A 24,146-nucleotide genomic window follows, 5' to 3' on the forward strand; every position below is an offset into this window, starting at 1 on the left:
TACGGAAGGGGCCTTGCCCAGGAAGCTATGCAAATCGTTAAGACTGATCCCGAAATCTACACGTAACGCGTCCGCTGTCAAGGGTGTCTGGTTTGCCGGGTCAGGCCGACGCCCGCCGTACCAGCCGGGACGGGATGATCTCCTCCCCGTACGGCTGCCGCGTCTCGCCCGCGAGCCTGGCCAGCAGCCGCCGGGCGCACGCCTGGCCGATCTCCCGCGCCGGGTTGGCCATCGTGGTGAGCCCCGGCGAGACGAGGCCGGCCGCCTCGATGTCGTCGAACCCCATGACCGCCAGGTCGTCGGGGACGCGCAGCCCGCGCCGGTCCGCGATGTCCAGCGCGCCGATGGCCATGATGTCGTTCGCGCACAGCACCGCCTCGGGCGGCTCGGCCAGGTCGAGCAGCGCCGCCGTGCCCCTGGCCCCGCCCGACCTGCTGAACTGCGTGTGCACCACGAGCGCCGGGTCGGCGGGCACGCCGGCGGCGGCGAGGGCCGTGCGGTAGCCCGCCACCCGCTCGGCCGGCGGGCCGTCGGCGAGCGGGCCGCACACGAAGCCGATCCGCCGGTAGCCGCGTTCCAGCAGGTAGCGGGTCGCCTCCGCGGCACCGCCCTCGTCGTCGCTGTGCACCACGTCCACCCCGGCCTGAGCCAGCCTGCCGCCCAGCCGGACCACCGGGATGCCGGCCTCGATCGCGGGCAGCAGATCCTCGGCGTGCGTGTGGAACACCGCGAAGGCCAGCCCGTCCACCTGCCGGGCGATCATCTGCTCGATGGCGGCCTGCTCCATCCGGCGCTCGCCGTCGGTGTTGCTGATGATCTCGTCGTAGCCCGCCGGGCCCAGCACGTCCTGGATGCCGCGGGCCAGGGCGGGGTAGAACGGGTTGGTGATGTCCGGAATGATCAGCCCGATCGTCTGGCTCCTGCTCGTGCGCAGGCCGCGGGCCAGCACGTTCGGCCGGTAGCCGAGCTGCTCGATGGCCGCCATCACCCGGCGGCGGGTCTCCCCGGCCACCGGCCGCCTGCCGTTCAGCGCGTGCGAGACGGTGGTGGCGCTCACCCCGGCGACCTGCGCCACCCGGGTGATGCTGGGCCGCTCACCGCGGGACCGGCCGCCCGCCGCCGAGGGCGGCGCGGCCAGGCCGGCCCTGATCGGGGCGGACGGCGACGCGGCCCGCGCCTCGCCGGACAGGCCGCGGGCGAGCAGCTCGAAGGCGTCGTCCAGCTCCCGTCTGCCCAGCTCCCCGGCCTGGGCCGGCGGCATGCCGTCGGCGATCCGCAGCAGGGTGGCCTCCCACGTCTCGCGCACCGGGGCGAGCAGGAAGGCCGCCATCACGCCGGGCGCCCGGCCGCCGGCCGCCTCCCCGTCCTCTTCCAGCACCCGGCGCAGGTCGCGCTCGTGCCCGGCGAACACCTCGCGGGCGTGGTGGCGCAGCGCGGGGCTGTCCCGGAACACCGTGGCGTAGGCGACGAGGCCGGCGCCGTCGTGGCCGGCCGCGTCGTCGCGCGCCGAGTGGAGCGTCCCGCGGGCGGCGTCCATGACCGAGGTGCCCGGCGGGCGGCCCCTGACCGCCTCCGCCGGGGCCTCCCGCAGGAAGGGCTCGTGCTCGAAGAACAGCTGTTCCTTGGCCGGGAAGTAGTTGAAGACGGTCTTGGCCGAGACGTCCGCCGCCTCCGCCACCTCGGTCACGGTCACCGACTCGAAGCCCCGCTCGGCGAACAGCCGTCGCGCGGCGCGGGCGATCGCGTGACGCGTCTCCGCCTTCTTGCGCTCGCGCCGCGAGAGCGGCCGTCCCGAGGGATGCATGCGTGGATCTTACATCCACACACACTTTTCCCCGGAGGAGGTTTACGGTGCCTCGATCCCTCCGTCGGGTCTGCGCACCCCGGCCGCCCACCGTTCGTGCAGGTGGGTGCGCGGCGGATACTTCGCCGCCAGGGTCTCGTCCAGGTCGATCCCCCAGCCGGGCGCCTGGTTCGGGTAGAGGTAGGCGTTCCGCGGGCTGATCGTGCCGGGGAAGACCTCGTGCACCGCGTCGCCGTACACGTGGCCCTCCTGGATCTGGAAGGCGGCACTGGTCACGTCGAGCGCCACGTTGGCCGCGGCGCCGATCGGCGAGACGTCGGCCGGGGCGTGCCACGCGGTGCCGACGCCCTGGAGCTCGCACAGCGCGACCAGCTTGCGCGCCGGGGTGAGCCCGCCCACCGCCGAGACGTGCAGCCGCAGCAGGTCGACGCCGCCGTCGCGGACCAGCCGGGCGGCGTCGGCGACCGAGCCGATCTGCTCCCCGGCCGCGATCGGCATCGGCGCGGCCGCGCACACCTCGGGCAGCCGGTCGTAGTGCTCGGGCGCGATCGGGTCCTCCAGGAAGAACAGCCGGTACGGCTCCAGCGCCCTGGCCAGGACGATCGCCTGCTTGGGGGTCAGCCGGGAGTGCACGTCGTGCATCAGGCCGGGCTCGGGGCCCAGCTCGCTCCTGGCCCGCTCGAACAGCGCCGGCACGTCCCGCAGGTAACGCTGCACGTCCCAGCCGTCCGGGTACGGCGAGCCGGGATAGCCGCCGCGCGAGCCCGGCGAGCCGTAGTGGCCGATGCCGGGCGCCCCCGACTGGAGCCGCACGTGCCGGTAGCCCGCCTCCAGCAGCGCCCGCGCGTGGTCGAGCGTCTCCTCCACGGTGGCGCCGCCCGCGTGCAGGTAGGTGTCGGCCGCGGCGCGCACCCGGCCGCCGAGCAGCTCGTAGACCGGCATGCCCGCCCGCTTGCCCGCGATGTCCCACAACGCCTGGTCCACCCCGGACAGCGCGCTGTTGAGCACCGGGCCGCCCCGCCAGTAGGAGGAGTAGTGCACCATCCGGGTGATGTCCTCGATGTCGGCCGGGTGCCGGCCGACCAGCATCGGGCCCACGTGCTGCTCCACGGCCGCGGCGACGGCGTGGAAGCGCTGGGTGAAGGTCGCGCAGCCCAGGCCGTACAGGCCGGGGTCGCTGGTGTCGACCCGGACCACGACGAGCGGCACGCCCTCCGGCGCGGTGACGATCGGCCGCACCCCGGTGATGCGCAGCGCGTCCCTGGCCGGCCAGGGGGCCTGGGTCTCCGGCATGGGCAGGGCGGTCATGAGGACTCCTCCACGGCGTGGTCGCGGGTGTAGGGATGGCCGGCGGTGAAGCCGAGCAGCCGTTCGGCGCGTCCCAGGTCGATCGGGACGGCCCGGCCGGGCAGCGGGGCGCGCCGCTCGACCTCCGGGTGGAACCGGTCGAGCAGTTCCTCGGTGGGCTGCGGGGCCAGGATGTCCGGGGCCGTCACGAAGACCGCGTGGTAGCCCGACACCGGGCGGGTGACCGCGAGGAAGGCGGCGTGCGCGGCGTCGCGCAGGTCGAGGTAGGTCCACAGCTCCTTGACGCCGGACCCGGGGTCGTCCGCGTACCGGGCGGCGGTCTTGCCGAGTTTGTCGCCCGGACCGCCGAGCAGCGGGAAGCGCAGCGCCACCACGGACATGCCGTGCCGCCTGGCCATCATCGACGAGGTGGCCTCGTCGGCCTGCTTCGACAGCCCGTAGGGGTCCTCCACCTGGAGCGGGAGCGCCTCGTCCACCGGCACGTAGGCCGGCCTGAGCACCCGCGGGGACCACGGCAGGCCGAGGACGGAGAAGCTGCTCGCCACGGCCGCGCGGCGCACGCCGGCCCGCCCGGCCTCTTCGAGCACGACGAACGTCGCGCGGGTGTTGCCGCAGAACACCTCTTCGGGGGTGCCGAGGGTGGGCGCGGGGATGGCGGCGAGGTGGATCACCGCGTCCACCCCGTCGAGCGCGTCGCGCACCGCGGCGGCGTCTCCGGCGTCGCCGGTCACGACGCGGTCGGCGGGCAGCCCGCCGGGGTCGTAGAGGTCGAGCCCGGTCGCGGGCACGCCGAGCCGGGCCAGCAGGGTGAGGGTGGCGCGGCCGAGGGCTCCCGCGGCTCCGGTCACCAGCACCCGGCGAGGTGCGTCCGGCCCGGCTCCATCGGTGCTCACGGCGTCCGCAAAACGTTTTGTCACCTGCGAAGGTTGCCCAGCCGTACGAGGCTTGTCAAGAGGCGCGCCGCTTCACCCGGTGTAAGAAGCCGTCGGGCAAGCCAAACGTAACCCTGTCGATTTGTTGCGCTCCGAGGTGGGGAAATCTCTAACTTATGCAAATCGTTACCAGGCCCAGGGGTGCGACCTTCGACACCTATATGTTACAAACCCGGTAATCGTCTTGTAAGGAGCGATACCGAAATCACAGGTCTGGAGACGGCACCCTCCACGCCCTGGCCCCTCACCCGCACCACAGCACGGCATCAGCGCGGCGGCGCGCGCCTGCCTGACGTCCCCCCGGTCAGGAAGGAAGCTCCATGTCACCACGCCTACGACCATGGGTCCGGTTACTCAGTGCGACTCTGCTGGCACTGGCCGGCACGGTCGTGTTGAGCGCGCCGGCCCAGGCGGACATCCCCGCGTCCGACTATCAGCAGGTCCAGCTCGCCGTCGGCCCCAGCGAACTGGGCGAGGCGATGTCCCTGGCGGTCCTGCCGGACCGGTCCGTCCTGCACACCGCCCGTGACGGCACGGTCCGGTTCACCGACGCGCAGGGGAACACCAAGGTCGCGATCAAGCTCTCGGTCTACACGCACGACGAGGAGGGCCTCCAGGGCGTCGCGGTGGACCCCGGTTTCGCCACCAACCGGTACATCTGGCTCTACTACTCCCCGGCGCTGAACACCCCGGCCGGCGACGCCCCGACCACCGGCACCCAGACCGACTGGGACCGCTGGAAGGGCGAGCTCTACCTGTCCAGGTTCACCCTGCGCGCCGACAACACCCTCGACCCCGCCAGCGAGAAGATCGTGATGCGGGTGCCCAACGACCGTGGCCAGTGCTGCCACGTCGGCGGTGACATCGACTTCGACGCGGCCGGCAACCTGTACCTCACCACCGGTGACGACACCAACCCGTTCGAGTCGAACTCCTACACCCCGATCGACGAGCGGACCACCCGCAACCCGCAGTTCGACGCCCAGCGCACCTCGGGCAACACCAACGACCTGCGCGGCAAGGTGCTGAGGATCAAGCCCCAGCCCGACGGCACGTACACCATCCCCGCGGGCAACCTCTTCGCGCCCGGCACCGCGCGCACCCGTCCCGAGATCTACGCGATGGGCCTGCGCAACCCGTTCCGCATGTCCGTGGACAAGGCCACCGGCATCGTCTACCTGGGCGACTACGGTCCGGACGCGGGCGGCGCCGACGCCAACCGGGGACCCGGCGGCCAGGTCGAGTTCAACCGGATCACCTCGGCGGGCAACTACGGCTGGCCGTACTGCACCGGCACCAACACGACCGCCGAGACCTACGTCGAGTACACCTTCCCGAGCGGCCCGGCCGGTGCCAGGTACAACTGCGCCGCCCCGGCGAACAACTCCTTCCGCAACACCGGCCTGGCCACCCTGCCCGCCGCCAGGGCGAGCTGGATCAAGTACGGCGACGCCGGATCCCCGCCCGAGTTCGGCGGCGGCTCGGAGTCCCCGATGGGCGGCCCCGTCTACCGCTACGACGCCGCGCTCAACTCCAACGTGAAGTTCCCCGCCTCGCTCAACGGCAGGTTCTTCGCCGGCGAGTACGGCCGGCGGTGGATCAAGGCGATCGAGGTCAAGGCGGACGGCGCCCCCGGCGTGATCGAAGCCTTCCCGTGGACCGGCACCCAGGTCATGGACATGGCCTTCGGCCCGGACGGCGCGCTCTACGTGCTCGACTACGGCACCGGCGGCGGCAACCAGGCGCTCTACCGGGTCGAGTACATCGGCGGCAGCAACCGCAACCCGATCGCCAAGGCGGCGGCGAACCCGACGTCCGGCGGTCAGCCGCTGACCGTGCAGTTCTCCTCGGCCGGCAGCTCCGACCCCGAGGGCGGCGCGCTGACCTACTCCTGGAACTTCGGCGACGGCGCCACGTCCACCGCGGCCAACCCGAGCCACACCTACACCAGGACGGGCACCTTCACCCCGACCCTCACCGTCCGCGACCCGCAGGGCCTGACCGGCACCGCCAGCCTGGTGGTGACCGTCGGCAACACCGCGCCCACGGTGTCGTTCGTCCAGCCGGCCAGCGGGCAGCTCTTCTCCTTCGGCGACGCGGTGCCGTTCCAGCTCAACGTCACCGACCCCGAGGACGGCACGATCGACTGCACCAAGGTCAAGCTCACCTACCTGCTCGGGCACGACAGCCACAGCCACTCGATCACCTCGACGAACGGCTGCTCGGGCACCATCACCGTGCCGGTCGACGGTGAGCACGACAGCGCCGCGAACATCTACGGCGTCTTCGACGCGGAGTACACCGACAAGAACGGCCTGACCACGCACACCATCCGCACCCTCCAGCCCAGGCACCGGCAGGCCGAGCACTTCGGCGCCATGTCCGGCATCCAGATCGCCCAGCACGGCGCGGCCGAGGGCGCGGCCACGGTCGGGTTCACCGACAACAACGACTGGATCTCGTTCACGCCCTACGCGCTGGGCAACGCGAACCGGATCACCGCGCGGGTCTCCTCCGGCGGCGCCGGCGGCACCATCGAGGTGCGGTCCGGCTCGGCCACCGGGGCCCTGCACGGCACGGTCACCGTCCCGGTCACCGGCGGGTGGGACACCTTCGTGGACGTCTCCGCGGCGCTGACCAACCTGCCCACCGCCCCGACGACGCTGTTCCTCGTCTTCAAGGGCCCGACGGGCCAGGGCAACCTGTTCGACCTCGACGCCTTCACCTTCTCCACCGGGTCCGCCCCGGCCGGCGCGGTCGAGGCGGAGTCCTACACCTCCCAGTCCGGCGTCCAGCAGGCCAACCACACCACCGCCAGCGGCGGGAAGACGGTCGGCTACATCGACAACGGCGACTGGGTGGGCTACTCGTCGGTGAACACCTCCGGGGCGAAGTCGTTCTCGGCCCGGGTGTCCTCCGGCGGCGCGGGCGGCACCCTCCAGGTGCGGTCCGGCTCGGCCACCGGCACGGTGCTCGGCTCGGTCGCGATCGCGAACACCGGCAGCTTCGACACGTTCGCCAACGTGTCCACACCGCTCACCGGCAACGTCTCGGGCCCGCTGTTCCTGACCTTCACCGGTACGGGCACCGGCGGGCTCTTCGACGTCGACACCTTCACCCTGATCAAGTGACGCCGGTCGCCGGTACGGCGGAGCCGTACCGGCGACCCACCCGCGAAAGGGACAGCATGCGAACACCCCCCACCGCGAAGAGGCGTCGTCTCGGCCGCCTCTCCGCAGCCTTGGCCCTCGCCGCGGCGCTCTTCGCCCCGGCCACGTCCGCCGCCGCCACCGCCGTCGCCGCCGACCCGGCGTACGAGGTGCTGGTCTTCTCCAAGACGGCGGGCTTCCGGCACGACTCCATCCCGGCGGGCATCGACGCCATCCGCGCGCTCGGCTCGCAGAACAACTTCACCGTCACCGCCACCGAGGACGCCGCCGCGTTCACCACGTCCAACCTGGCGAGGTTCCGGACCGTGGTGTTCCTCAGCACCACCGGCGACGTGCTCAACGCCACCCAGCAGTCCGCGCTGGAGTCGTACGTGAACGGCGGCGGCGGTTACGTCGGCGTGCACGCGGCGGCGGACACCGAGTACGACTGGCCGTACTACGGCAGGCTGGTCGGAGCGTGGTTCCGCAGCCATCCGGCGATCCAGCAGGCCACGATCAGGAACGAGGACCGGGCGCACCCGGCGACCGCGCACCTCGCCCCCACCTGGTCCAGGACCGACGAGTGGTACAACTACCGGGCCAACCCGCGGGCCACCTCGCACGTGCTGCAGAACCTCGACGAGGGCAGCTACAGCGGGGCCGACATGGGCGACCACCCGATCACCTGGTGCCACCAGATGTCCGCGGGCCGGTCGTTCTACACCGGGCTCGGCCACACCGCGAGCTCCTACACCGAGCCGGCGTTCCGCTCGCTGCTGCTCGGCGGCATCCGGTACGCGGCGGGCGTCGCGCCGGCCGACTGCCGGCCGGAGACCGGCTACACCGCGCTGTACAACGGCTCGACCACCGGCTGGCAGCAGGCGGGGCCCGGCGGCTTCAGCAACAGCGCCGCGACCCTCACCTCCTTCGGCGGCATGGGCCTGTACTGGTACAACGCCGAGGAGTTCACCAACTACTCGCTCAAGCTGGACTGGCGGGCCGCCGGTGACGACAACTCCGGCGTCTTCATCGGGTTCCCCGCCTCCTCCGACCCGAACTCGGCGGTGAACAACGGCTACGAGGTGCAGATCGACGCGACCGACTCACCCGACCGGACCACCGGCTCGGTCTACGGCGTCAAGTCCGCCGACATCGCGGCCCGCGACCGCGCGCTCAACCCGCCCGGCCAGTGGAACACCTACGAACTGCTGGTCGAAGGGGAACGCCTCCAGGTCTTCCTGAACGGCGTCAAGATCAACGACTTCACCAACACCAACCCCGTCAGGTCGCTCAAGGGCTACATCGGCCTGCAGAACCACGGCGACGGCGACGACGTGGCGTTCCGGAACGTCCGGATCAAGAAGCTCGGCGGCGGCCCCGGCCCGCAGCCCGGCACCCCGGTCGAGGCGGAGTCCTACACCTCCCAGTCCGGCGTGCAGCCGGCCAGCCACGCCGCGGCCAGCGGCGGGCGGACCGTCGGCTACATCGACAACAACGACTGGGTCGGCTACTCGTCGGTGAACACCGCGGGCGCCACGGCGTTCGCCGCGCGGGTGTCCTCCGGCGGCGCCGGCGGCACGATCCAGGTGCGGTCCGGCTCGGCCACCGGCACCGTGCTCGGCTCCGTGCAGGTGCGCAACACCGGCAGCTTCGACACGTTCGCCAACGTGTCCACCACGCTCAGCGGGAACGTCTCCGGCCCGCTGTTCCTGACCTTCACCGGCACCGGCAGCGGTGGCCTCTTCGACGTCGACACCTTCACCCTCACCTCGACGCCGACCGCCGCCGCGCCGTCCACCAACGTGCACGCCTTCTACTACCCGTGGTACGGCAGCCCGGCGCGGAACGGCACCTGGCGGCACTGGCAGCAGGGCGGCCAGAACCCGCCGGAGGACGTCGGCGCCGACCTCTACCCGACGCTGGGCGCGTACGACTCCGGTGACACCGCCGTGCTCGCCCAGCACATGAAGTGGCTCAAGCAGGCGGGCGCCGGCGTCCTCGTGTACAGCTGGTGGGGCCGCGGCAGCTACGAGGACAACCTCACCCGCGGCGTGATGGACGCCGCCGCCGCCGAGGGCATCAAGGTCGCCTGGCACATCGAGCCGTACACGGGCCGCACCGGCGCGTCGGTGGTCGCCGACATCAACTACATCAACCAGACGTACGGCGGGCACCCCGCGTTCTACCGCGCGGCCGACCGGGGCAACCGCCCGGCGTACTACGTCTTCGAGAGCCTGCGCATCACCGACTGGTCCGCGCTGAGCCAGGTCAACCAGAACAACATCATCCTGGCCCAGACCACCGACACGTCGAAGATCGCCGGCTTCTCCGGCATGTACACCTACGACGGCATCGCGGGCGCGACCGCCCCCGGCTGGAAGAACGCGGGCGACTACGCCAAGGCCAACAACCTGGTCTGGTCCCCGTCGGTCGCCCCCGGTTACATCGACGACCGCGCCGTCCCCGGCAACACCACGCCCACCCTGGGCAGGGACAACGGCGCCGCCTACGACCGCCAGTGGAACAACGCCCTCAACCCGGCCACCGGCGGCCTGCCCACCTGGGTCTCCATCACCTCGTTCAACGAGTGGCACGAGGGCAGCCCCATCGAACCGGTCGACTCCACCCCGCCCGCCGGCCACGGGTACCAGACCTACAACGGCGCCTACGGCAAGACCGGCACCGCCGGCGAAACCGCCTACCTCGACCGCACCCGCTACTGGGCCACCGAGTTCGAGAACCGCCGCTGACCCACCCCCGGCGAGGGGGCGGCACACCACGTGCCGCCCCCTCCCACGACGGGAGGTACGACATGTGCCGCCCACCTGCGACGGGCGGCACACCATGTGCCGTCCGTCATCTCACGTGGGCGGCGATGACGCGGGCGCAGTCCAGGGACTCGGTGCGGGTCGTGTCCACCTCCAGGTCGTAGTGCACGCCGTGGTGGACGATCTCCGCCTGTGACGCGACCATGCCGGTGACCAGGTCGTGCAGAATGACGCCGCGCAATCTTCTGCTCTGGTGGTAGGTCGAGCGGGGCTTCAACGCATGGCGGTCCGGGAGGCGTCCTCGGACGGCTGCCCTGGTGGCTTCTGTCTCACGAGGCTGGTCAGCGGCACATCCGGGACCAGGTCGATCCCGAGCAACCGGTCGGCCCTCTGATGAGGAAAGCCTTCTATGGCACGACCCGGTTCAATGACTTCGCGGTCCGGGTGGGGTGAAACGTCATGACATTTGCTCAGCTCGGCTTGGCCCGCGACGGCAGCCTTACGCTGCCCTGGGGGCCGGAGAGTGCGTCAATGCGGTGTGGCCACCCCTGAGAAGGGTGGGACCGATCCCGGGCCAGGGGGTCGTGAGAAAGAAATGGTAAACCGGTAGGGATGTGCTGGCCTTCGTAAATGCCGACAGTATTGTGGTAGGAGATCGGCTGAGGTTCTTTTTTCGCCTCACTGCCTTGACCGGCGCACCACGAGTTGCGCCGGTTCAGGGAGGGAGGTGGCCACATGAGCCATAGGAGAAGCAGAAAGGCCGATCAGCGGGTCCCTTCTGGGCGATGGGAGGTGGTGACTCTTCTCATCGGAGCGCAGGTGGCTCTGATAGAACTGCTCGCCGCGGTGCTGGGTGCCGTTCGTTTCTGCGGCTAGGCGCTTTTCCGTGGCACGGGGGCCGATGAGAGCCCTCCCGGGAAAACATGTGCACAAAATGCGATAAATCCCAGCGAGTCTCATATATCGGTCACATGGCCTCAATCCTCATGGCAACCGAGCATATAAGGGCACGATATCGATCGCCGATCGTTCCGGAAATCGGCCGATGCTTCCGCCCTGACCATTGCGCGCCTGTCGGCATCCTCACCAGGTGCGCTCATCTCCGACTCCACGGCCGCGGTCGTTCGCGGTGGCCCGTGGCCGCCCCCATGGCGGGCGGCCCGGTGCCGGTGGTGGCGGGAGGGGACCGCCGCGAGGCCGGAGAGGCGTGCCCGCGGCTTGGTCGCCACCACCTGTCTGGAGGGGCGCCCGGATCAGGACTGGGTGATCTCCGCGGCGGGCTTGCCCTTGCCCTTGGGCACCTTGATGGTCTTGCCGGGGGCGGCGCCCTCGGCGTGCGCGGCCCTGGTCGGATAACAGTCGTAGTAGCAGTAGTGCGCGTCGCAGTAGCGCAGGAAGCAGATCCAGCCGGCCTTCGCGTCGGCCGAGCAGACCGCGGCCTGCGAGGCATGCGCGGCGGTGGTGGCGTGTGCGGCGGTGGCGGGCACCGCGACCAGCATGGCGGCGCCGGTCAGCAGACCGCCGGCCAGCGTGATGGCGACGCGGCGAACGTACAGTTTCATCGGATGCTCTCCTTCGACTTCGGAGCGTGAGCGAATGACTACATTGTGCGATCGAAGTCGCGCGCCCGGTATCCGGGAAACCTCGTACCCGCGGCTCACCGACCGGCAGGAAAAAGCCGGACCCCGGTGTGCGGGGTCCGGCCGTATCGGAGGTCACCGGCTCGGGGAGCCGGTCCGTCGTGCTCAGTCGTCGTCGTTGTCGTCCCCGGGGGCGTTCGTGTTGACCACGTCGGGACGGTCGTCGCCGTCGTCGTCATCCCCGCCGCCGCCGCAGCCCGCGACCAGGCCGACAAGGGTGGCCACTGTCGCGGCCGTCAGGGCCGCCTTCCGTGTGGTCTTTCCGAGCATGCGTGATCTCCAGTCGTCTCCGGCCGGGCATCGCCCGCTTCGTCATCTTTCCTGTCCCGTACGGAGCGGGTTTAACGTCGCGCCCGCGCGATCCGGCGGCGGGCCGGCCATACGGCCGGCCACCTTTGCCAACGTTCCGGGTGGCGATTCCCTATATTTCCCGATAAATCCAGGCGAACGGTATATAGCGCTGATCAGGGAAAACGTGCAAAGTGATCATTCGCGTTGCCGGATAATCAGGCTGACATGCCGTTCTCGAACCAGCCGCTGTGTTCCGGAAGACGGTTGCCCGCCGTCCACTCCGAGTCGGGGAACGGGCCGGGTGCGGGGCGTGGGAAGAGGTGTGCGGTGCCGGGTCCTGGCCCGCTGGCCGAGGGTGATCCGCGGGAGATCGACGACTACCGGCTGATCGGTGTGCTGGGCGAGGGCGGCCAGGGAGTGGTCTACCTCGGCAGGGCGCCCTCGGGCCGGCAGGTGGCGGTCAAGGTGCTGCACGGCCGGATGGCGGCCGACCCCAAGGTGCGGGAGCGGTTCCTGCGCGAGGCCGAGGTGATCCGCCGGGTCGCCGCGTTCTGCACGGCCAAGGTGCTGGACACCGGGATCGTCGGCGACCGGCCGTACATGGTGAGCGAGTACATCCAGGGGCCCTCGCTCCAGGACCTCGTCGCCGCCGAGGGGCCGCGGGCCGGCGGCGCGCTGGACCGGATCGCGGTGACCACGCTGACCGCGCTGGCCGCGATCCACCGGGCCGGCATCATCCACCGGGACTTCAAGCCGCGCAACGTGATCATGGGCCCCGAGGGTCCGGTGGTCATCGACTTCGGCATCGCCAGCGTCCCGGACCACACCGCCACGCACTCCTCGGTGATGGGCACCCCCGCCTACCTCGCGCCCGAGCAGCTCAACGGGGAGGAGGCCGGCCCGGCGTCCGACGTGTTCGGCTGGGCCGCCACGATGGTCTACGCGGCCACCGGCCACCCGGCCTTCCCCGGCGACGTCTCGGCCGTGGTGATGAACGCGGTGCTCAACCGCAAGCCCGACCTGGCCGGCGTGCCCGACCGGCTGCGCCCGCTGCTGGCCGCCGCCCTGGTCAAGCGGCCCGAGGACCGGCCCGCCGTCACCGACCTGCTCGACGCCCTCACCCGCGACGAGGTCTCGCGCGCCCCGGGCACGCCTCGCGGCCGGGGCGTGCGCCCCCGGGTGCGCAAGGCGGTCGTCGCGGTCGCCGTGGCCGCCGGACTGGTCCTCGGCGCCGTCTGGCTCCAGGAGCCCTCACCCGCCGGTCCCGGCCCGGCCGCGGGCGGGACCGGCGGGCCGGCCTCCTTCGGCATGCCGGTCGGCCGGCCGTTCACCGGCACCGCCGACGTCCTGACCGTGGCCGCGGCCGAGCTGGCCGGGCGTCCCGTGGTGCTCTCCGGCGGCAAGGACAGGATGGTCCGGGTGTGGGACCTGGCGACCGGCCGGGCGGTCGGCCGGCCGCTCGCGGGCCACACCGACTGGGTGTGGTCGGTGGCGGCGGCCGAGCTGGACGGCCGCCCGGTGGCGGTCTCCGGCGGCAGGGACGGCACGGTGCGGGTGTGGGACCTCGCCACCGGGCGGCCCGTCGGCCGGCCGTTCACCTCGGGGGCCGCGGTCCTCACGGTGGCGGCGGCGGAGCTGGACGGCCGCCCGGTCGTGCTGTCCGGCGGCGACGACGAGACCGTCCGGGTGTGGGACCTCGCCACGGGGAGGCCGGTCGGCGAGCCGTTCACCGGGCACGGCGAGCCGGTCTTCTCCGTGGTGGCGGCGGAGCTGGCCGGGCGTCCCGTGGTCGTCTCCGGCGGCGAGGACAGAACGGTCCGGGTGTGGGACCTGGCGACCGGCCGGGCGGTCGGCGAGCCGTACGCGGGACACACCGACTTCGTGATCGAGGTGGACGTCGCCGAGCTGGCCGGGCGGCCCGTCGTGATCTCCGGCGGCGAGGACGAGACGATCCAGGTGTGGGACCTCGCCACCAGGAAGCAGGTCACCGGACCGATCTTCGGTCACGGCAGGGCCGTCCACTCGGTGGAGGCCGCGACGCTGGACGGGCGTCCCGTGCTGGTCTCCGGCAGCGAGGACGAGACGGTGCGGGTGTGGGACCTCGCGACGGGGAAGCCGATCGGCGGGCCGTTCACCGGGCACACCGACTGGGTGTGGTCGGTGGGCGTGGCCCGGCTGGACGGGCGTCCGGTCGCGCTGTCCGGCGGCGAGGACGAGACGATCCGGGTGTGGAGCCTCGGCCCGCCCGCCCCGTGACCCCGCCGGGGACTCGGTGAGCCCCCGGCGGAGAGCTCCCGGTCAGCGGCCGGCCGCGTAGCCCTGGGCGCCGCGCGGGTTGGCGGCGGCGCGCAGGAAGCCGCCGGGCGCGGTGGCGCGGGCCACCGCGCTGAGCCGGCCCAGCGTCCAGGAGTCCTGCACCTCGACCTCGTGGCCGCGCCGGCGCAGCTCGTCCACCACGCCGGCGCCGACGCGGTCCTCCACGAGCAGCACGCCCGGACGGGACTCCCTGGGGAAGAACGAGCTCGGGAAGTGCGCGGAGTGGAACATGGGCGCGTCGATGGCCTCCTGAAGGTTCATCCCGGTGTGCACCAGAGTGAGGAAGAAGTTCAGGCTCCACTGGTCCTGCTGGTCGCCGCCCGGGGTGCCGAAGGCCAGCCACGGCTTCCCCTCGCGCAGCGCGAAGGACGGCGTCAGCGTCGTGCGCGGCCGGGCGCCGGGACGCAGCGAGGCCGGCAGCCCGTCCTGCAACCAGAACATCTGCGCCCTGGTGCCCAGCGGGAAGCCCAGCTCGGGGATGACCGGGGAGCTCTGCAGCCAGCCGCCGCTCGGCGTGGCCGACACCATGTTGCCGAACCGGTCCACCACGTCGAGGTGGCAGGTGTCGCCCCGGGTCCGCCCGTTCGGCGCGACCGTGGGCTCGCCGGCGCCGGCGGCGTTCTGGTACGCGGCCACCGCGGCCGAGGGCTGGAACAGCCGCGGCGTACGGCCGTCCACCGTGCCGGGACGCAGCTCCAGGCTGGCCTCCGGGCCGATCAGCGCCCGCCGCCCGGCGTTGTAGGACTCGCTCAGCAGCGTCCCGACCGGCACGTCGGTGAACGCCGGATCGCCGTACCACGCCTCCCGGTCGGCGAAGGCCAGCTTGGCCGACTCGGTGACGGTGTGGATGTAGTCCGGGCCGAGGTGGTCCATCGACCCGAGATCCGTCCCGGCGAGGAGCGCGAGCTGCTGGAGGAAGACCGGGCCCTGCCCCCACGGTCCGGTCTTGCAGACGGTGTGGCCGTGGTAGTCGAAGGACAGCGGCTCCTCCACGGTGGCCCGCCAGCCCGCCAGGTCGTCACCGGTCAGCAGGCCGCCGTGCACCTCGCCGGAGGAGTCCCGCCAGGCGGTCTCCGCGCAGAACTTCGCGATCGCCTCGGCGACGAAGCCGCGGTACCACGCCGCGCGGGCGGCGGCGATCTGCCCTTCCCTGCCGGTGGAGGCGGCCTGCGCCTCGGCGACCACCCGGCGGTAGGTCGCCGCCAGGGTCGGGTTGGTCAGCCGGGAACCGGGGGCGGGCACCTGGCCGTCCGGCATCCAGTGCGCGGCGGAGGTGGCCCAGTCCTCGGTGAAGAGCTGTTCCACGGTGGCGATCGTGTCGGCGATGCGCGGCAGCACGGGGACGCCCCGCTCGGCGTAGGAGATGGCGGGCTCCAGCACGTCGGCCACCGTCCAGGTGCCCCAGCGCTCCAGCATCGTCAGCCAGCCGTCGAACGCGCCCGGCACCGTCGCGGCCAGCAGGCCGGTGCCCGGGACGATCTCCAGCCCGAGGCCGGTGTAGTGCTCGACGGTCGCGGCGGCCGGCGCGACACCCTGGCCGCACACGACCGACACCTTCTGCTCGGCCTCGCTCCACAGCAGGATCGGCACCTCACCGCCCGGCCCGTTGAGGTGCGGTTCGGCGACCTGGAGCACGAAACCCGCGGCCACCGCGGCGTCGAAGGCGTTCCCGCCTCGTTCCAGCACGCTCATCCCGGCCGCGGAGGCGAGCCAGTGCGTGCTCGCGACCATGCCGAAGTCGCCGGTCAGCTCGGGACGGGTGGTGAAGGGGGGCGTGGTGCTGGACACGTGCGTCGTGTTCCTCTCAGTGTGCCGCTGTGGCGTCGGGGATCTTCTCGTCGGTGACCAGGTGGCAGGCGACCGTGTGCCGCCCGCCGTACGGGTCGCGCAGGGCCGGGACCGCGGTGCGGCAGACGTCCTGGGCGAGCGGGCAGCGGGTGTGGAAGCGGCAGCCGGGCGGCGGGTCGAGCGGGCTGGGGATCTCGCCGCCGAGCACGACCCTGCGGCGCTGCCGCTGCTCGACCGGGTCGGGCACCGGCGCCGCGGACAGCAGGGCCTGCGTGTACGGGTGCCGCGGCTCGGCGAAGATCTGGTCGGTGGGACCCGTCTCGACGATCTCCCCCAGGTACATGACCGCGATCCGGTCGGCGAGGAACCGCACCACGGACAGGTCGTGCGTGATGAACAGGCAGGAGAACCCCATGTCCCGCTGGAGGTCCGTGATCAGGTTGAGTACGGACGCCTGGACGGAGACGTCGAGCGCGGACACCGGCTCGTCGGCCACCACCAGTTTGGGCTCAAGGATGAGCGCGCGGGCCAGGCCGACCCGCTGGCGCTGACCGCCGGACAGCTCGTGCGGGAACCGCGCCAGCATCTGCCGGGGCAGGCCGACGCGTTCCATCATGGCGGTGACCCGCCGGGAGACCTCGCCGCCCTTGGCGACCCCGTGCCGGCGCAGCGGCTCGGCGACGATCTGCTCGATCGTGAAGCGCGGGTTGAGCGAGGAGTAGGGGTCCTGGAAGACCATGTGCACGTCGCGGCGCAGCGGGCGCAGCGCGCGGCGGGACAGGTGGGTGATGTCGCGGCCGTCCAGCTCGATCGTGCCCGAGGTGGGCTCGGTCAGCCGCAGCACGCACTTGCCCACCGTGGACTTCCCGCTGCCGGACTCGCCGACCAGGCCGAGCACCTCGCCCTGGGCGATCTCCAGGGACACCCCGTCCGCCGCGTGCACCACGGCTCCGCGTCCCGCACCGTAGTGCTTCACCAGGTTGTCGACGCGCAGGATCATCGCGAACCGTCCTCCAGCGGGTAGAAGCAGGCGGCCAGATGCCCGGGACCGCTCGCCGCCAGCTCGGGCACCGCGGTGACGCAGTCGTCCTTCGCCCGCGGGCAGCGGTCGTGGAACAGGCACGCGGCCGGGTCCGACAGCGACGAAGGCAGCATGCCGGGAATCTCCGCCAGGCGCAGCCGCCCGTCGGCGCCGGCCGCCGCCGCCGTGGGCAGCGCCTTCATCAGGCCGAGCGTGTAGGGATGGCGGGGCCGGGCGAACAGCTCGCCGACGGGTGCCTGCTCGACGGCGCGGCCCGCGTACATGACCACGGCGCGGTCGGCGATGTCGGCGACGACGCCGAGGTCGTGCGTGATGAGGATGATCGCGGTGCCGAGCCGGTCGCGCAGGTCGCGGAAGACGTCCAGCACGCCGGCCTGGATCGTGACGTCCAGCGCGGTGGTCGGTTCGTCGGCGATGAGCACCCGCGGCGAGCAGGCCACCGCGATGGCGATCACCACACGCTGCCGCATGCCGCCGGAGAGCTGGTGCGGGTATTCGTTGATCCGCCGTTCCGGTGCCGGGATGCCGACCAGTCTGAGCAGGTCCACCGCGCGGGCGCGGGCCGCCTTCCAGGACAGCTTCTCGTGCCTGCGCAGCACCTCGCCGATCTGGTAGCCGACCGTGAACGACGGGTTCAGCGAGGTCATCGGCTCCTGGAAGACGACGGAGACGTCCTTGCCGCGCACCCGGCGCAGTTCGGCCTCGGGCAGGCCGGTGAGCTCCCGGCCGTCCAGCCTGATCGATCCGGACAGCCGGGTGCTGTCCGGCGGGAGCAGGCGGGGGATCGACATGCCGGTGACCGACTTGCCGCAGCCGGACTCCCCGCACAGCGCGAGGATCTCGCCCTCGGCCAGGTCGAGCGACACGCCCCTGACCGCGTGCACCAGGCCGTCCTCGGTGTCGAAGCCGACGGTGAGGTCCTTGATCTCTAGGAGGGTCATCGGGCGCTCCTGGGGTCGAAGACGTCGCGCAGACCGTCGCCGAGCAGGTTGAAGCCCAGGGTGGCCAGCGCGATCATCACTCCGGGCCAGATCGCCAGCCAGGGCGCCTGGTCGAGGTACTGCTGGGCGATGGTGAGCATCACGCCCCACGAGGGGGTCGGCGGTTGCACACCGAGGCCGAGGAAGGACAGCGTGGCCTCGCCGATGATCGCCGTCGGGATCGCCACCGTGGCCTGCACGATCAGCGGGTTCGCGCAGTTGGGCAGGATGTAGCGGAACAGGATGTGGCCGTCTCCCGCGCCGTCCGCGACGGCGGCCATGACGTAGTCCATCTCGCGCACCGCCAGCACCTCGCCCCGGGTGATCCGGATCACCGCGGGCAACTGGGCGAAGCCGAGCGCGAACACGACGCCGCGCAGCGACGGCCCGATGATCGCGGCCAGCCCGACGGCGAACACCAGGAACGGGAACGCCAGCACGACGTCCACCATCCGCATCACCACGGGGTCGAGCCAGCGCCGGTAGTACCCGGCCACCAGGCCGATCGGGATGCCGATCACCATCGCGAGCAGCGTGGACAGCACGCCCGCCTGCAACGAGATCTGCGCGCCGGAGGCGATCCTGGCGAGCACGTCGCGGCCGAGGTCGTCGGCGCCCAGCGGGTGCGCGGGGGAGGGCGGCGCGAGTGTCGCGTTGTAGTCCTGCAGGGACGGGTCCGGGGTGACCAGCGGCCCGACCAGGGCGAGCAGCAGGAACGCCACGACCAGCACCAGGCCGACCATCGGCAGCGGCCTGCGCCGGAAGCGCCGCCACAGCCTGCGCCGCCGGTCGGCCCGCCCGGAGGAGACCACGGGCGCGACCGTTTCTTTCACGCCCAACTCAGCCATCGGTGCCTCCCGAGAGCCGGACCCGCGGGTTGAGGAACGCGTAGGCGATGTCCACCAGCAGGTTCACGAGTACGTAGCCCGCCACCGTGACCAGCACCACCGCCTGGATCACCGGGTAGTTGCGGGTGAGCACCGCGTCCACGGTGAGCTTCCCGAAGCCCGGGATCACGAAGATCTGCTCGGTGACCACGGCGCCGCTGATCAGGGCGCCGAGCTGGAGGCCGAGCACGGTGACCACCGTGGTCAGGCTGTTGCGCAGCGCGTGGACGCCGACGACCGCGCTCTCCGGCAGGCCCTTGGACCGGGCGGTGCGCACGTAGTCCGAGGACAGGGCGCCGAGCATCGCCGAGCGGGTCTGGCGCATCAGCACGGCGGCGAACCCGGCGCCGAGCACCAGCGAGGGCATCAGCATCCGCAGCAGGTTGCCGCCCGGGTCCTCGCTGAACGGCACGTACCCGGAGGCGGGCAGCCAGCGCAGGGTGACCGCGAAGAGCAGGATGCCGAGCAGCCCGAGCCAGAAGTGCGGGATGGACAGCCCGGCCAGCCCGAAGCCGGTGGCCAGGTAGTCGGGCAGCCGGCCGCGCCGTACCGCGGCGATGATGCCGGCCAGCACGCCGATCACGATGGCGACGAGCATGGCCAGCGCGGCGAGCTCCAGTGTGACGGGCAGCCGCTGGAGGAGGATCTCCGACACCGGGAGCCCGTCCTGGGTGGACCTGCCCAGGTTGCCGGTGAGGGTCTGGCCGACGTAGGTGACGTACTGCGCGGGGAGCGGCCGGTCCAGGCCGTACTCCTCGCGGATCGCGGCGACGACCGCCGGGGTCGCCTCCTCACCGGCCATCACCACGGCCGGGTCCCCGGGCAGCGCCCTGATCCCCAGGAAGATCAGGACGCTGGCCACGAACATCACGATCAGCGCCGAGCCGGCCCGGCGGAGGACGAACCAGATCACTGGGCGTATCCGGCGTTGGCCAGCCGGGGCAGCGCGTCCTCGTAGTAGTCCACGCCGGCGATCGACTTGTTCATGCCGAGGTAGTACTTGTTGTGGTAGAGGTAGATGAATCCGCGCAGCTCAGCGGCCTTCTGCAGGGCCTTGGCGTAGAGGTCGGAGCGCTCCGCGGGGTCCGACGCGGCGGCGGCGGCCTTGAGCGAGTCGTCGATGACCGGGTCGGAGATGCCGCCGTAGTTGTTGCTGCCGCCGGTGTTGATCATGTTGTTCAGGTTGCCGTCCGGGTCGATGCGGCCGGACCAGCCGTTCAGCAGCACCTGGAAGTCGCCGGCGTTGCCCTGCTCCAGCGTGGAGACGAACTCGGCGGTCTGCACGGAGACGTTGAACCCGGTCTCCTTGACCATCTGCTGGATGACCTCGGCGAGCCGCTGGTTGGTCGCGTCGTTGGGCGCGGTCAGCGTCACCGGGATCGGCGTCTGCACGCCGGAGGCGGCCACCAGCTGCTTGGCCTTGGCGACGTCGCGCTTGGGGCAGGTCAGGCTCGCCGAACGGTAGGGGCTGTCCAGCGGGATGGGGAAGCAGTCCGGCTGGTGCAGGCCGTTGTAGACGGTCTTGTTGATCGCCTCGCGGTCCAGCGACAGCTCGAACGCCTCGCGCAGCTCGGGCGACTTGCCCAGCGGCGAGTCCACCGGGCCGTACTTCTCGGTGGAGCCGCTGACGTTGCCGATGTTGACGGAGAAGCCGTAGTAGCCGAGGCCGCCGCCGGAGACCACCTTGAGGTTCGGGTCGTTCTGCACGCCGGCCACGGTGGTGGTGGCGAGGCTGTCGGCCACCTGCACGTCGCCGGACTTCAGGTTGGCGGCCCGCACGTTCGGGTCGACGATGATCTTGTAAATGATCTTGTCGAGGTTGACCTTGTCGGCGTCGTAGAAGTCCGCCGACTTGTCCAGCACGATCTCCGAGCCCGAGGTGCGGCTGGTGTACTTGAAGGGGCCGACGCACACCGGGTTGGTGCCGAAGTCGTCGCCCTCGGCGTCGAGCGCCTTCGGCGACATGATCATCCCGGACCGGTCGGCGAGCAGCGAGGTCAGCGGCGTGTACGGCTGCGCCAGCTCCAGCTTCACCGTCTCCGGGTCCACCACGTCGACCGACTTGACCTGGGCCAGCTCGGACGCCCTGGTCGACTTCTCCCAGGTGCGGTGCCGGTCCAGCGACTTCTTCACGGCGGCGGCGTCGAACGGCGTGCCGTCGTTGAACTTGACGCCGGTCCGCAGCTTGATCGTCATCGTCTTGCCGTCGTCGGAGACCTCGGGCATCGCACTGGCGAGCTGCGGGACGAGGGTGGACTTCTCGTCGATGTCATACAGCTTCTGGCACAGGTTGACGAAGACCTGACGGCTGTAGAACGTCGTGGCCGAGCTGGGATCCAGGGAGCCTGGATCGGCGCTGAGCCCGACGGTTACCGTTCCTCCCTTCTTGACCGGGCGGTCGTCGGCGGAGGCGGCGGAAACGGAGGGCGCCGGTGCGGCCGCGCCACCGCCGCCCGCGCAGGCCGAGAGGACCAGAGCCAGGGGGGCGGCGATCAGCGCGGCCCGCCACGATGGCGTGAAGGGGGAAGGCATAGGGGGATCTCCTAGCAGGCAGTCGTAAGACTGCCGTGAAGTGTATGCACTATGTTATTACCAAAATGTTTCGGTTTGTCTAATTTTTCACACTGGAACCTTGGGTGATGATCAACTCGTCCCGGCGGCTCCGCCGCTGATCACCGCCCCGGTGCCGGGTCGCGGTCGGCCCCGCCGGGCGGTTCGGACGCGCGCCGGGAAGGTCGCCGGGCGCCTTGTACGGCTCGGCTGACCGAGCGAGCGTTTGGCCGTTCGCGGCCATGCCGGAATCGTCTTCCCGAGGGTTTCGCACGTCCGGGTGAATCGACGGTGAACGCGTCCACAGGATGGTGACCGCTTCCCGGGCACCTACCTCCCCACCTGGTGATCGTCCGCAAAATCGCTGGAGAGGGCCGGTCTGGCGTGCTTGAATGCCCGGCGTGACTTTTCGCGACGGGGGCGACCGGGCCCTGCTGGACCGGATCGAGCGGTTCTACGACGGGGTGCCGCGGCATGAGGCCAGGGCCGAGGACCACGGGCCGCTCACGCTGTTCGTCCGCGACGGCTCGACTGGTGAGGGCTGGCCGTTCTACGCGCGTCCCACCCTGGGACGGCCGGGCGCGGCGACCGCCGCCGACGTGTCCGGCGTCCGCGCCCGGCAGCGCGAGCTCGGCGTCCCTGAGAGCTTCGAGTGGGTCGCCGAGATCACGCCCGCCCTGCGCGCCGCCGCCGAGGAGGCGGGCCTGGCCGTGCACGCGCACCCCCTGATGGCGCTCGAAGCGGACGACCTGGCGCCCGTCCCCGCGGAGACCGCGGCGGCGGCCCGCGTCCTCGGTCCGCAGGACCCGGCGCTGGCGGCCGCGCTCGCCGTCCCGCACCTCGCCTTCGCCGAGCCGGGCACCCGGATCGGCGCGGCGGGCCCGGCCGAACTGGCCAGGGTGGTGGGCGAGCAGGCCGGCGCGGTGCCGCGGGTGGCCGCGCTCGTCCGGGCCGGCCACAAGGCGGTCGCCGTGGCCGAGCGGGACGGGACGGTGCTGTGCTCGGGCCAGTACAACCGGGTGGGGGAGGTCTGCGAGATCGTCGGCGTCGGCACCCTGCCCGCCGCCCGCCGCCGCGGGCTCGGCCTCGCGGTCACCGCCGCCCTCGTCGCCGAGGCGGCCCGGAACGGGGTGAAGACGGTCTTCCTCTCGGCCGGCGACGACGACGTCGCCCGCATCTACGCCAGGCTCGGATTCCGCCCCGTCGGCACCGCCCTGATCGCCGAACCCCGATAAGGCGCACCCTTTTCATAGCTTTCAAGCAGTCCGAAACAAGGTGACGACAGTCGGGTCACCTGGCCCGGCGAAAAGCGCGTAGGCACTGGTCAACACCCCGATAGGACGCGGCGTACCACGCCTCCCACGTGTCTCCCATAACGCCGGGATAGGGGGATAGCTGATACATCTCGGCGCCCATTCCAGCCGTTAACTTGACAGCACCCCCCCAGAAAAAGGAGTGCACGTGTCAAGACAACGCTCCGCTCTCTTAGGCGCCGCGATCGTGGCCCTCAGCCTGGCCGCCGCGGTCACCCCCGCTGCCGCCGCCGCAGCCGAGACTCCGGCGTTCAAGGCCGAACCGGCCCCGCCGGCGATGATCGACGCGATGGAGCGCGACCTCGGCATCACCGAGCAGCAGGCTGTCCAGCGGCTCGCCAAAGAGCAGTCCGCCGCCAAGGCGGAGACCGAGCTGAGCACCTCCCTCGGCAAGTCCTACGCCGGGTCGTGGCTCAACGCCGACGCCTCCAAGCTGCTGGTCGCCACCACCGACGCCGGAACGTCCGCGTCGATCGAGGCGAAGGGCGCCCAGCCGGTCGTCGTCGGCCGCACTCTGGAGCAGCTCACCGGCGTCAAGGAGCAGCTCGACCGGGCACCGGAGCAGGCCAAGGCCGGCGCGTCCGTGTGGTACGTCGACGTGACCACCAACAGCGTCGTCATCCTCGCCGGCAGCCAGGCCGGCGGTGAGGCCCTCGTCGCCGCCTCCGGCGTGGACAAGAACACGGTCCGCGTGGTCGCCTCCGCCGAGAGCCCGCAGCCCTTCATCGACATCATCGGCGGCAACGCCTTCTACATCGGCTCCAGCCGGTGCAGCATCGGCTTCTCCGTCACCCGCGGCACCACCCCCGGCTTCGTCACCGCCGGCCACTGCGGCCGGGCCGGCCAGGCGACCAGCAACCCGTCCGGCACCTTCCAGGGCTCCTCGTTCCCCGGCAACGACTACGCGTGGGTGGCCACCCCCGGCCACACCCCGCAGCCCTGGGTGCGCGGCTCGGGTGGCGCGAACGTCATCGTCCGCGGCTCCACGCAGGCCACCGTCGGCTCCTCGATCTGCCGCTCGGGTTCGACCACCGGCTGGCGCTGCGGCACCATCCAGCAGCACAACGCCAGCGTCACCTACCCGCAGGGCACGGTCAGCGGCCTGACCCGGACCAGCGCCTGCGCCCAGCCCGGTGACTCCGGCGGCTCGTTCATCTCCGGCAGCCAGGCCCAGGGCGTGACCTCCGGCGGCTCGGGCAACTGCACCGTCGGCGGCACGACCTACCACCAGCCGGTCAACGAGATCCTCAGCGTGTACGGGCTCACCCTGCGCGTCGGCTGACCTCTCTCCAGCCCCCCGCGTGCCCGGCGATCCGTCGCCGGGCACGTGTGGTTTTCCGGACAGAACGCGGCGGATTTCCGCCATGGTGGCGGGCGG

Annotated in this window: 17 protein-coding genes; 5 read left to right on the forward strand and 12 right to left on the reverse strand. The window is 71.7% G+C overall.

Annotation, left to right across the window (positions count from 1 at the left end; genetic code table 11):
• Positions 1-100 precede the first annotated feature (100 nt).
• From QSK26_RS26370 to QSK26_RS26380, 3 genes are read right to left on the reverse strand one after another with little or no spacing between them, the layout of a single operon-like run.
• Entirely contained in the window at positions 101-1,804 is a 1,704-nt protein-coding gene (locus QSK26_RS26370; RefSeq protein ID WP_285777940.1) for a substrate-binding domain-containing protein, read from the reverse strand.
• A 42-nt stretch (positions 1,805-1,846) separates the two neighbouring features.
• Positions 1,847-3,112 (reverse strand): enolase C-terminal domain-like protein, encoded by a 1,266-nt coding sequence (locus QSK26_RS26375; RefSeq protein WP_285777941.1) that lies wholly within the window; start codon positions 3,110-3,112, stop codon positions 1,847-1,849.
• Positions 3,109-4,029 (reverse strand): NAD-dependent epimerase/dehydratase family protein, encoded by a 921-nt coding sequence (locus QSK26_RS26380; RefSeq protein ID WP_285777942.1) that lies wholly within the window; start codon positions 4,027-4,029, stop codon positions 3,109-3,111. The genes QSK26_RS26375 and QSK26_RS26380 overlap by 4 nt, the downstream gene beginning before the upstream one ends.
• Positions 4,030-4,364: 335 nt before the next feature.
• On the opposite strand from QSK26_RS26380, the gene QSK26_RS26385 reads away from it, so the two are divergent.
• Both QSK26_RS26385 and QSK26_RS26390 read left to right on the forward strand, forming a co-directional pair.
• Positions 4,365-7,175 carry a carbohydrate-binding protein gene (locus QSK26_RS26385; RefSeq protein WP_285777943.1) on the forward strand — a complete coding sequence of 937 codons (2,811 nt, stop codon included), beginning with the start codon at positions 4,365-4,367 and terminating at the stop codon, positions 7,173-7,175.
• 56 nt (positions 7,176-7,231) lie between these two features.
• Complete coding sequence (locus QSK26_RS26390) at positions 7,232-9,943, forward strand: ThuA domain-containing protein (RefSeq protein ID WP_285777944.1); 2,712 nt, start codon at positions 7,232-7,234, stop codon at positions 9,941-9,943.
• A gap of 106 nt (positions 9,944-10,049) precedes the next feature.
• Here the strand turns inward: QSK26_RS26390 and QSK26_RS26395 are convergent, their stop codons facing one another.
• The 3 genes from QSK26_RS26395 to QSK26_RS26405 all read right to left on the reverse strand — a co-directional run bounded on the left by QSK26_RS26395 (position 10,050) and on the right by QSK26_RS26405 (position 11,871).
• A complete protein-coding gene (locus QSK26_RS26395) occupies positions 10,050-10,202 on the reverse strand; it encodes a phosphotransferase-like protein (RefSeq protein ID WP_285777945.1) in 153 nt (50 codons plus the stop codon).
• 1,012 nt (positions 10,203-11,214) lie between these two features.
• A complete protein-coding gene (locus tag QSK26_RS26400) occupies positions 11,215-11,523 on the reverse strand; it encodes a hypothetical protein (protein WP_285777946.1) in 309 nt (102 codons plus the stop codon).
• A 183-nt stretch (positions 11,524-11,706) separates the two neighbouring features.
• Complete coding sequence (locus QSK26_RS26405) at positions 11,707-11,871, reverse strand: hypothetical protein (RefSeq protein ID WP_285777947.1); 165 nt, start codon at positions 11,869-11,871, stop codon at positions 11,707-11,709.
• A 348-nt stretch (positions 11,872-12,219) separates the two neighbouring features.
• On the opposite strand from QSK26_RS26405, the gene QSK26_RS26410 reads away from it, so the two are divergent.
• Complete coding sequence (locus tag QSK26_RS26410) at positions 12,220-14,148, forward strand: WD40 repeat domain-containing serine/threonine protein kinase (RefSeq protein ID WP_285777948.1); 1,929 nt, start codon at positions 12,220-12,222, stop codon at positions 14,146-14,148.
• Positions 14,149-14,190: 42 nt separating this feature from the next.
• Here QSK26_RS26410 and QSK26_RS26415 read toward each other — a convergent pair whose 3' ends face one another.
• The 6 genes from QSK26_RS26415 to QSK26_RS26440 form a co-directional block, all read right to left on the reverse strand.
• Positions 14,191-15,939, reverse strand: coding sequence for a gamma-glutamyltransferase family protein (locus tag QSK26_RS26415; protein WP_285777992.1), 1,749 nt, complete (start codon positions 15,937-15,939; stop codon positions 14,191-14,193).
• 73 nt (positions 15,940-16,012) lie between these two features.
• The gene (locus QSK26_RS26420) at positions 16,013-16,996 is read right to left on the reverse strand and encodes an ABC transporter ATP-binding protein (RefSeq protein WP_285777949.1); all 984 of its coding nucleotides are present in this window, start codon (positions 16,994-16,996) and stop codon (positions 16,013-16,015) included.
• A complete protein-coding gene (locus tag QSK26_RS26425; RefSeq protein ID WP_285777950.1) occupies positions 16,993-17,979 on the reverse strand; it encodes an ABC transporter ATP-binding protein in 987 nt (328 codons plus the stop codon). Before QSK26_RS26425 ends, QSK26_RS26420 begins: the two co-directional genes overlap by 4 nt.
• Positions 17,976-18,866 (reverse strand): ABC transporter permease, encoded by an 891-nt coding sequence (locus QSK26_RS26430; RefSeq protein ID WP_285777951.1) that lies wholly within the window; start codon positions 18,864-18,866, stop codon positions 17,976-17,978. The genes QSK26_RS26425 and QSK26_RS26430 overlap by 4 nt, the downstream gene beginning before the upstream one ends.
• Positions 18,859-19,818: an ABC transporter permease gene (locus QSK26_RS26435; RefSeq protein WP_285777952.1), complete on the reverse strand. Its 960-nt coding sequence runs from the start codon at positions 19,816-19,818 to the stop codon at positions 18,859-18,861. The genes QSK26_RS26430 and QSK26_RS26435 overlap by 8 nt, the downstream gene beginning before the upstream one ends.
• Positions 19,815-21,437, reverse strand: coding sequence for an ABC transporter substrate-binding protein (locus QSK26_RS26440; protein WP_285777953.1), 1,623 nt, complete (start codon positions 21,435-21,437; stop codon positions 19,815-19,817). The genes QSK26_RS26435 and QSK26_RS26440 overlap by 4 nt, the downstream gene beginning before the upstream one ends.
• A 419-nt stretch (positions 21,438-21,856) precedes the next feature.
• Between QSK26_RS26440 and QSK26_RS26445 the strand changes: the two genes are divergently transcribed.
• Positions 21,857-22,690, forward strand: coding sequence for a GNAT family N-acetyltransferase (locus tag QSK26_RS26445; RefSeq protein ID WP_285777954.1), 834 nt, complete (start codon positions 21,857-21,859; stop codon positions 22,688-22,690).
• 226 nt (positions 22,691-22,916) lie between these two features.
• Positions 22,917-24,050, forward strand: a complete 1,134-nt coding sequence (locus tag QSK26_RS26450; RefSeq protein WP_285777955.1) for a S1 family peptidase — start codon at positions 22,917-22,919, stop codon at positions 24,048-24,050.
• Positions 24,051-24,146: the final 96 nt, after the last annotated feature.

Origin of the sequence: Microtetraspora sp. NBRC 13810 (genome assembly GCF_030268685.1) — a bacterium.
GTDB lineage: Bacteria > Actinomycetota > Actinomycetes > Streptosporangiales > Streptosporangiaceae > BSRQ01.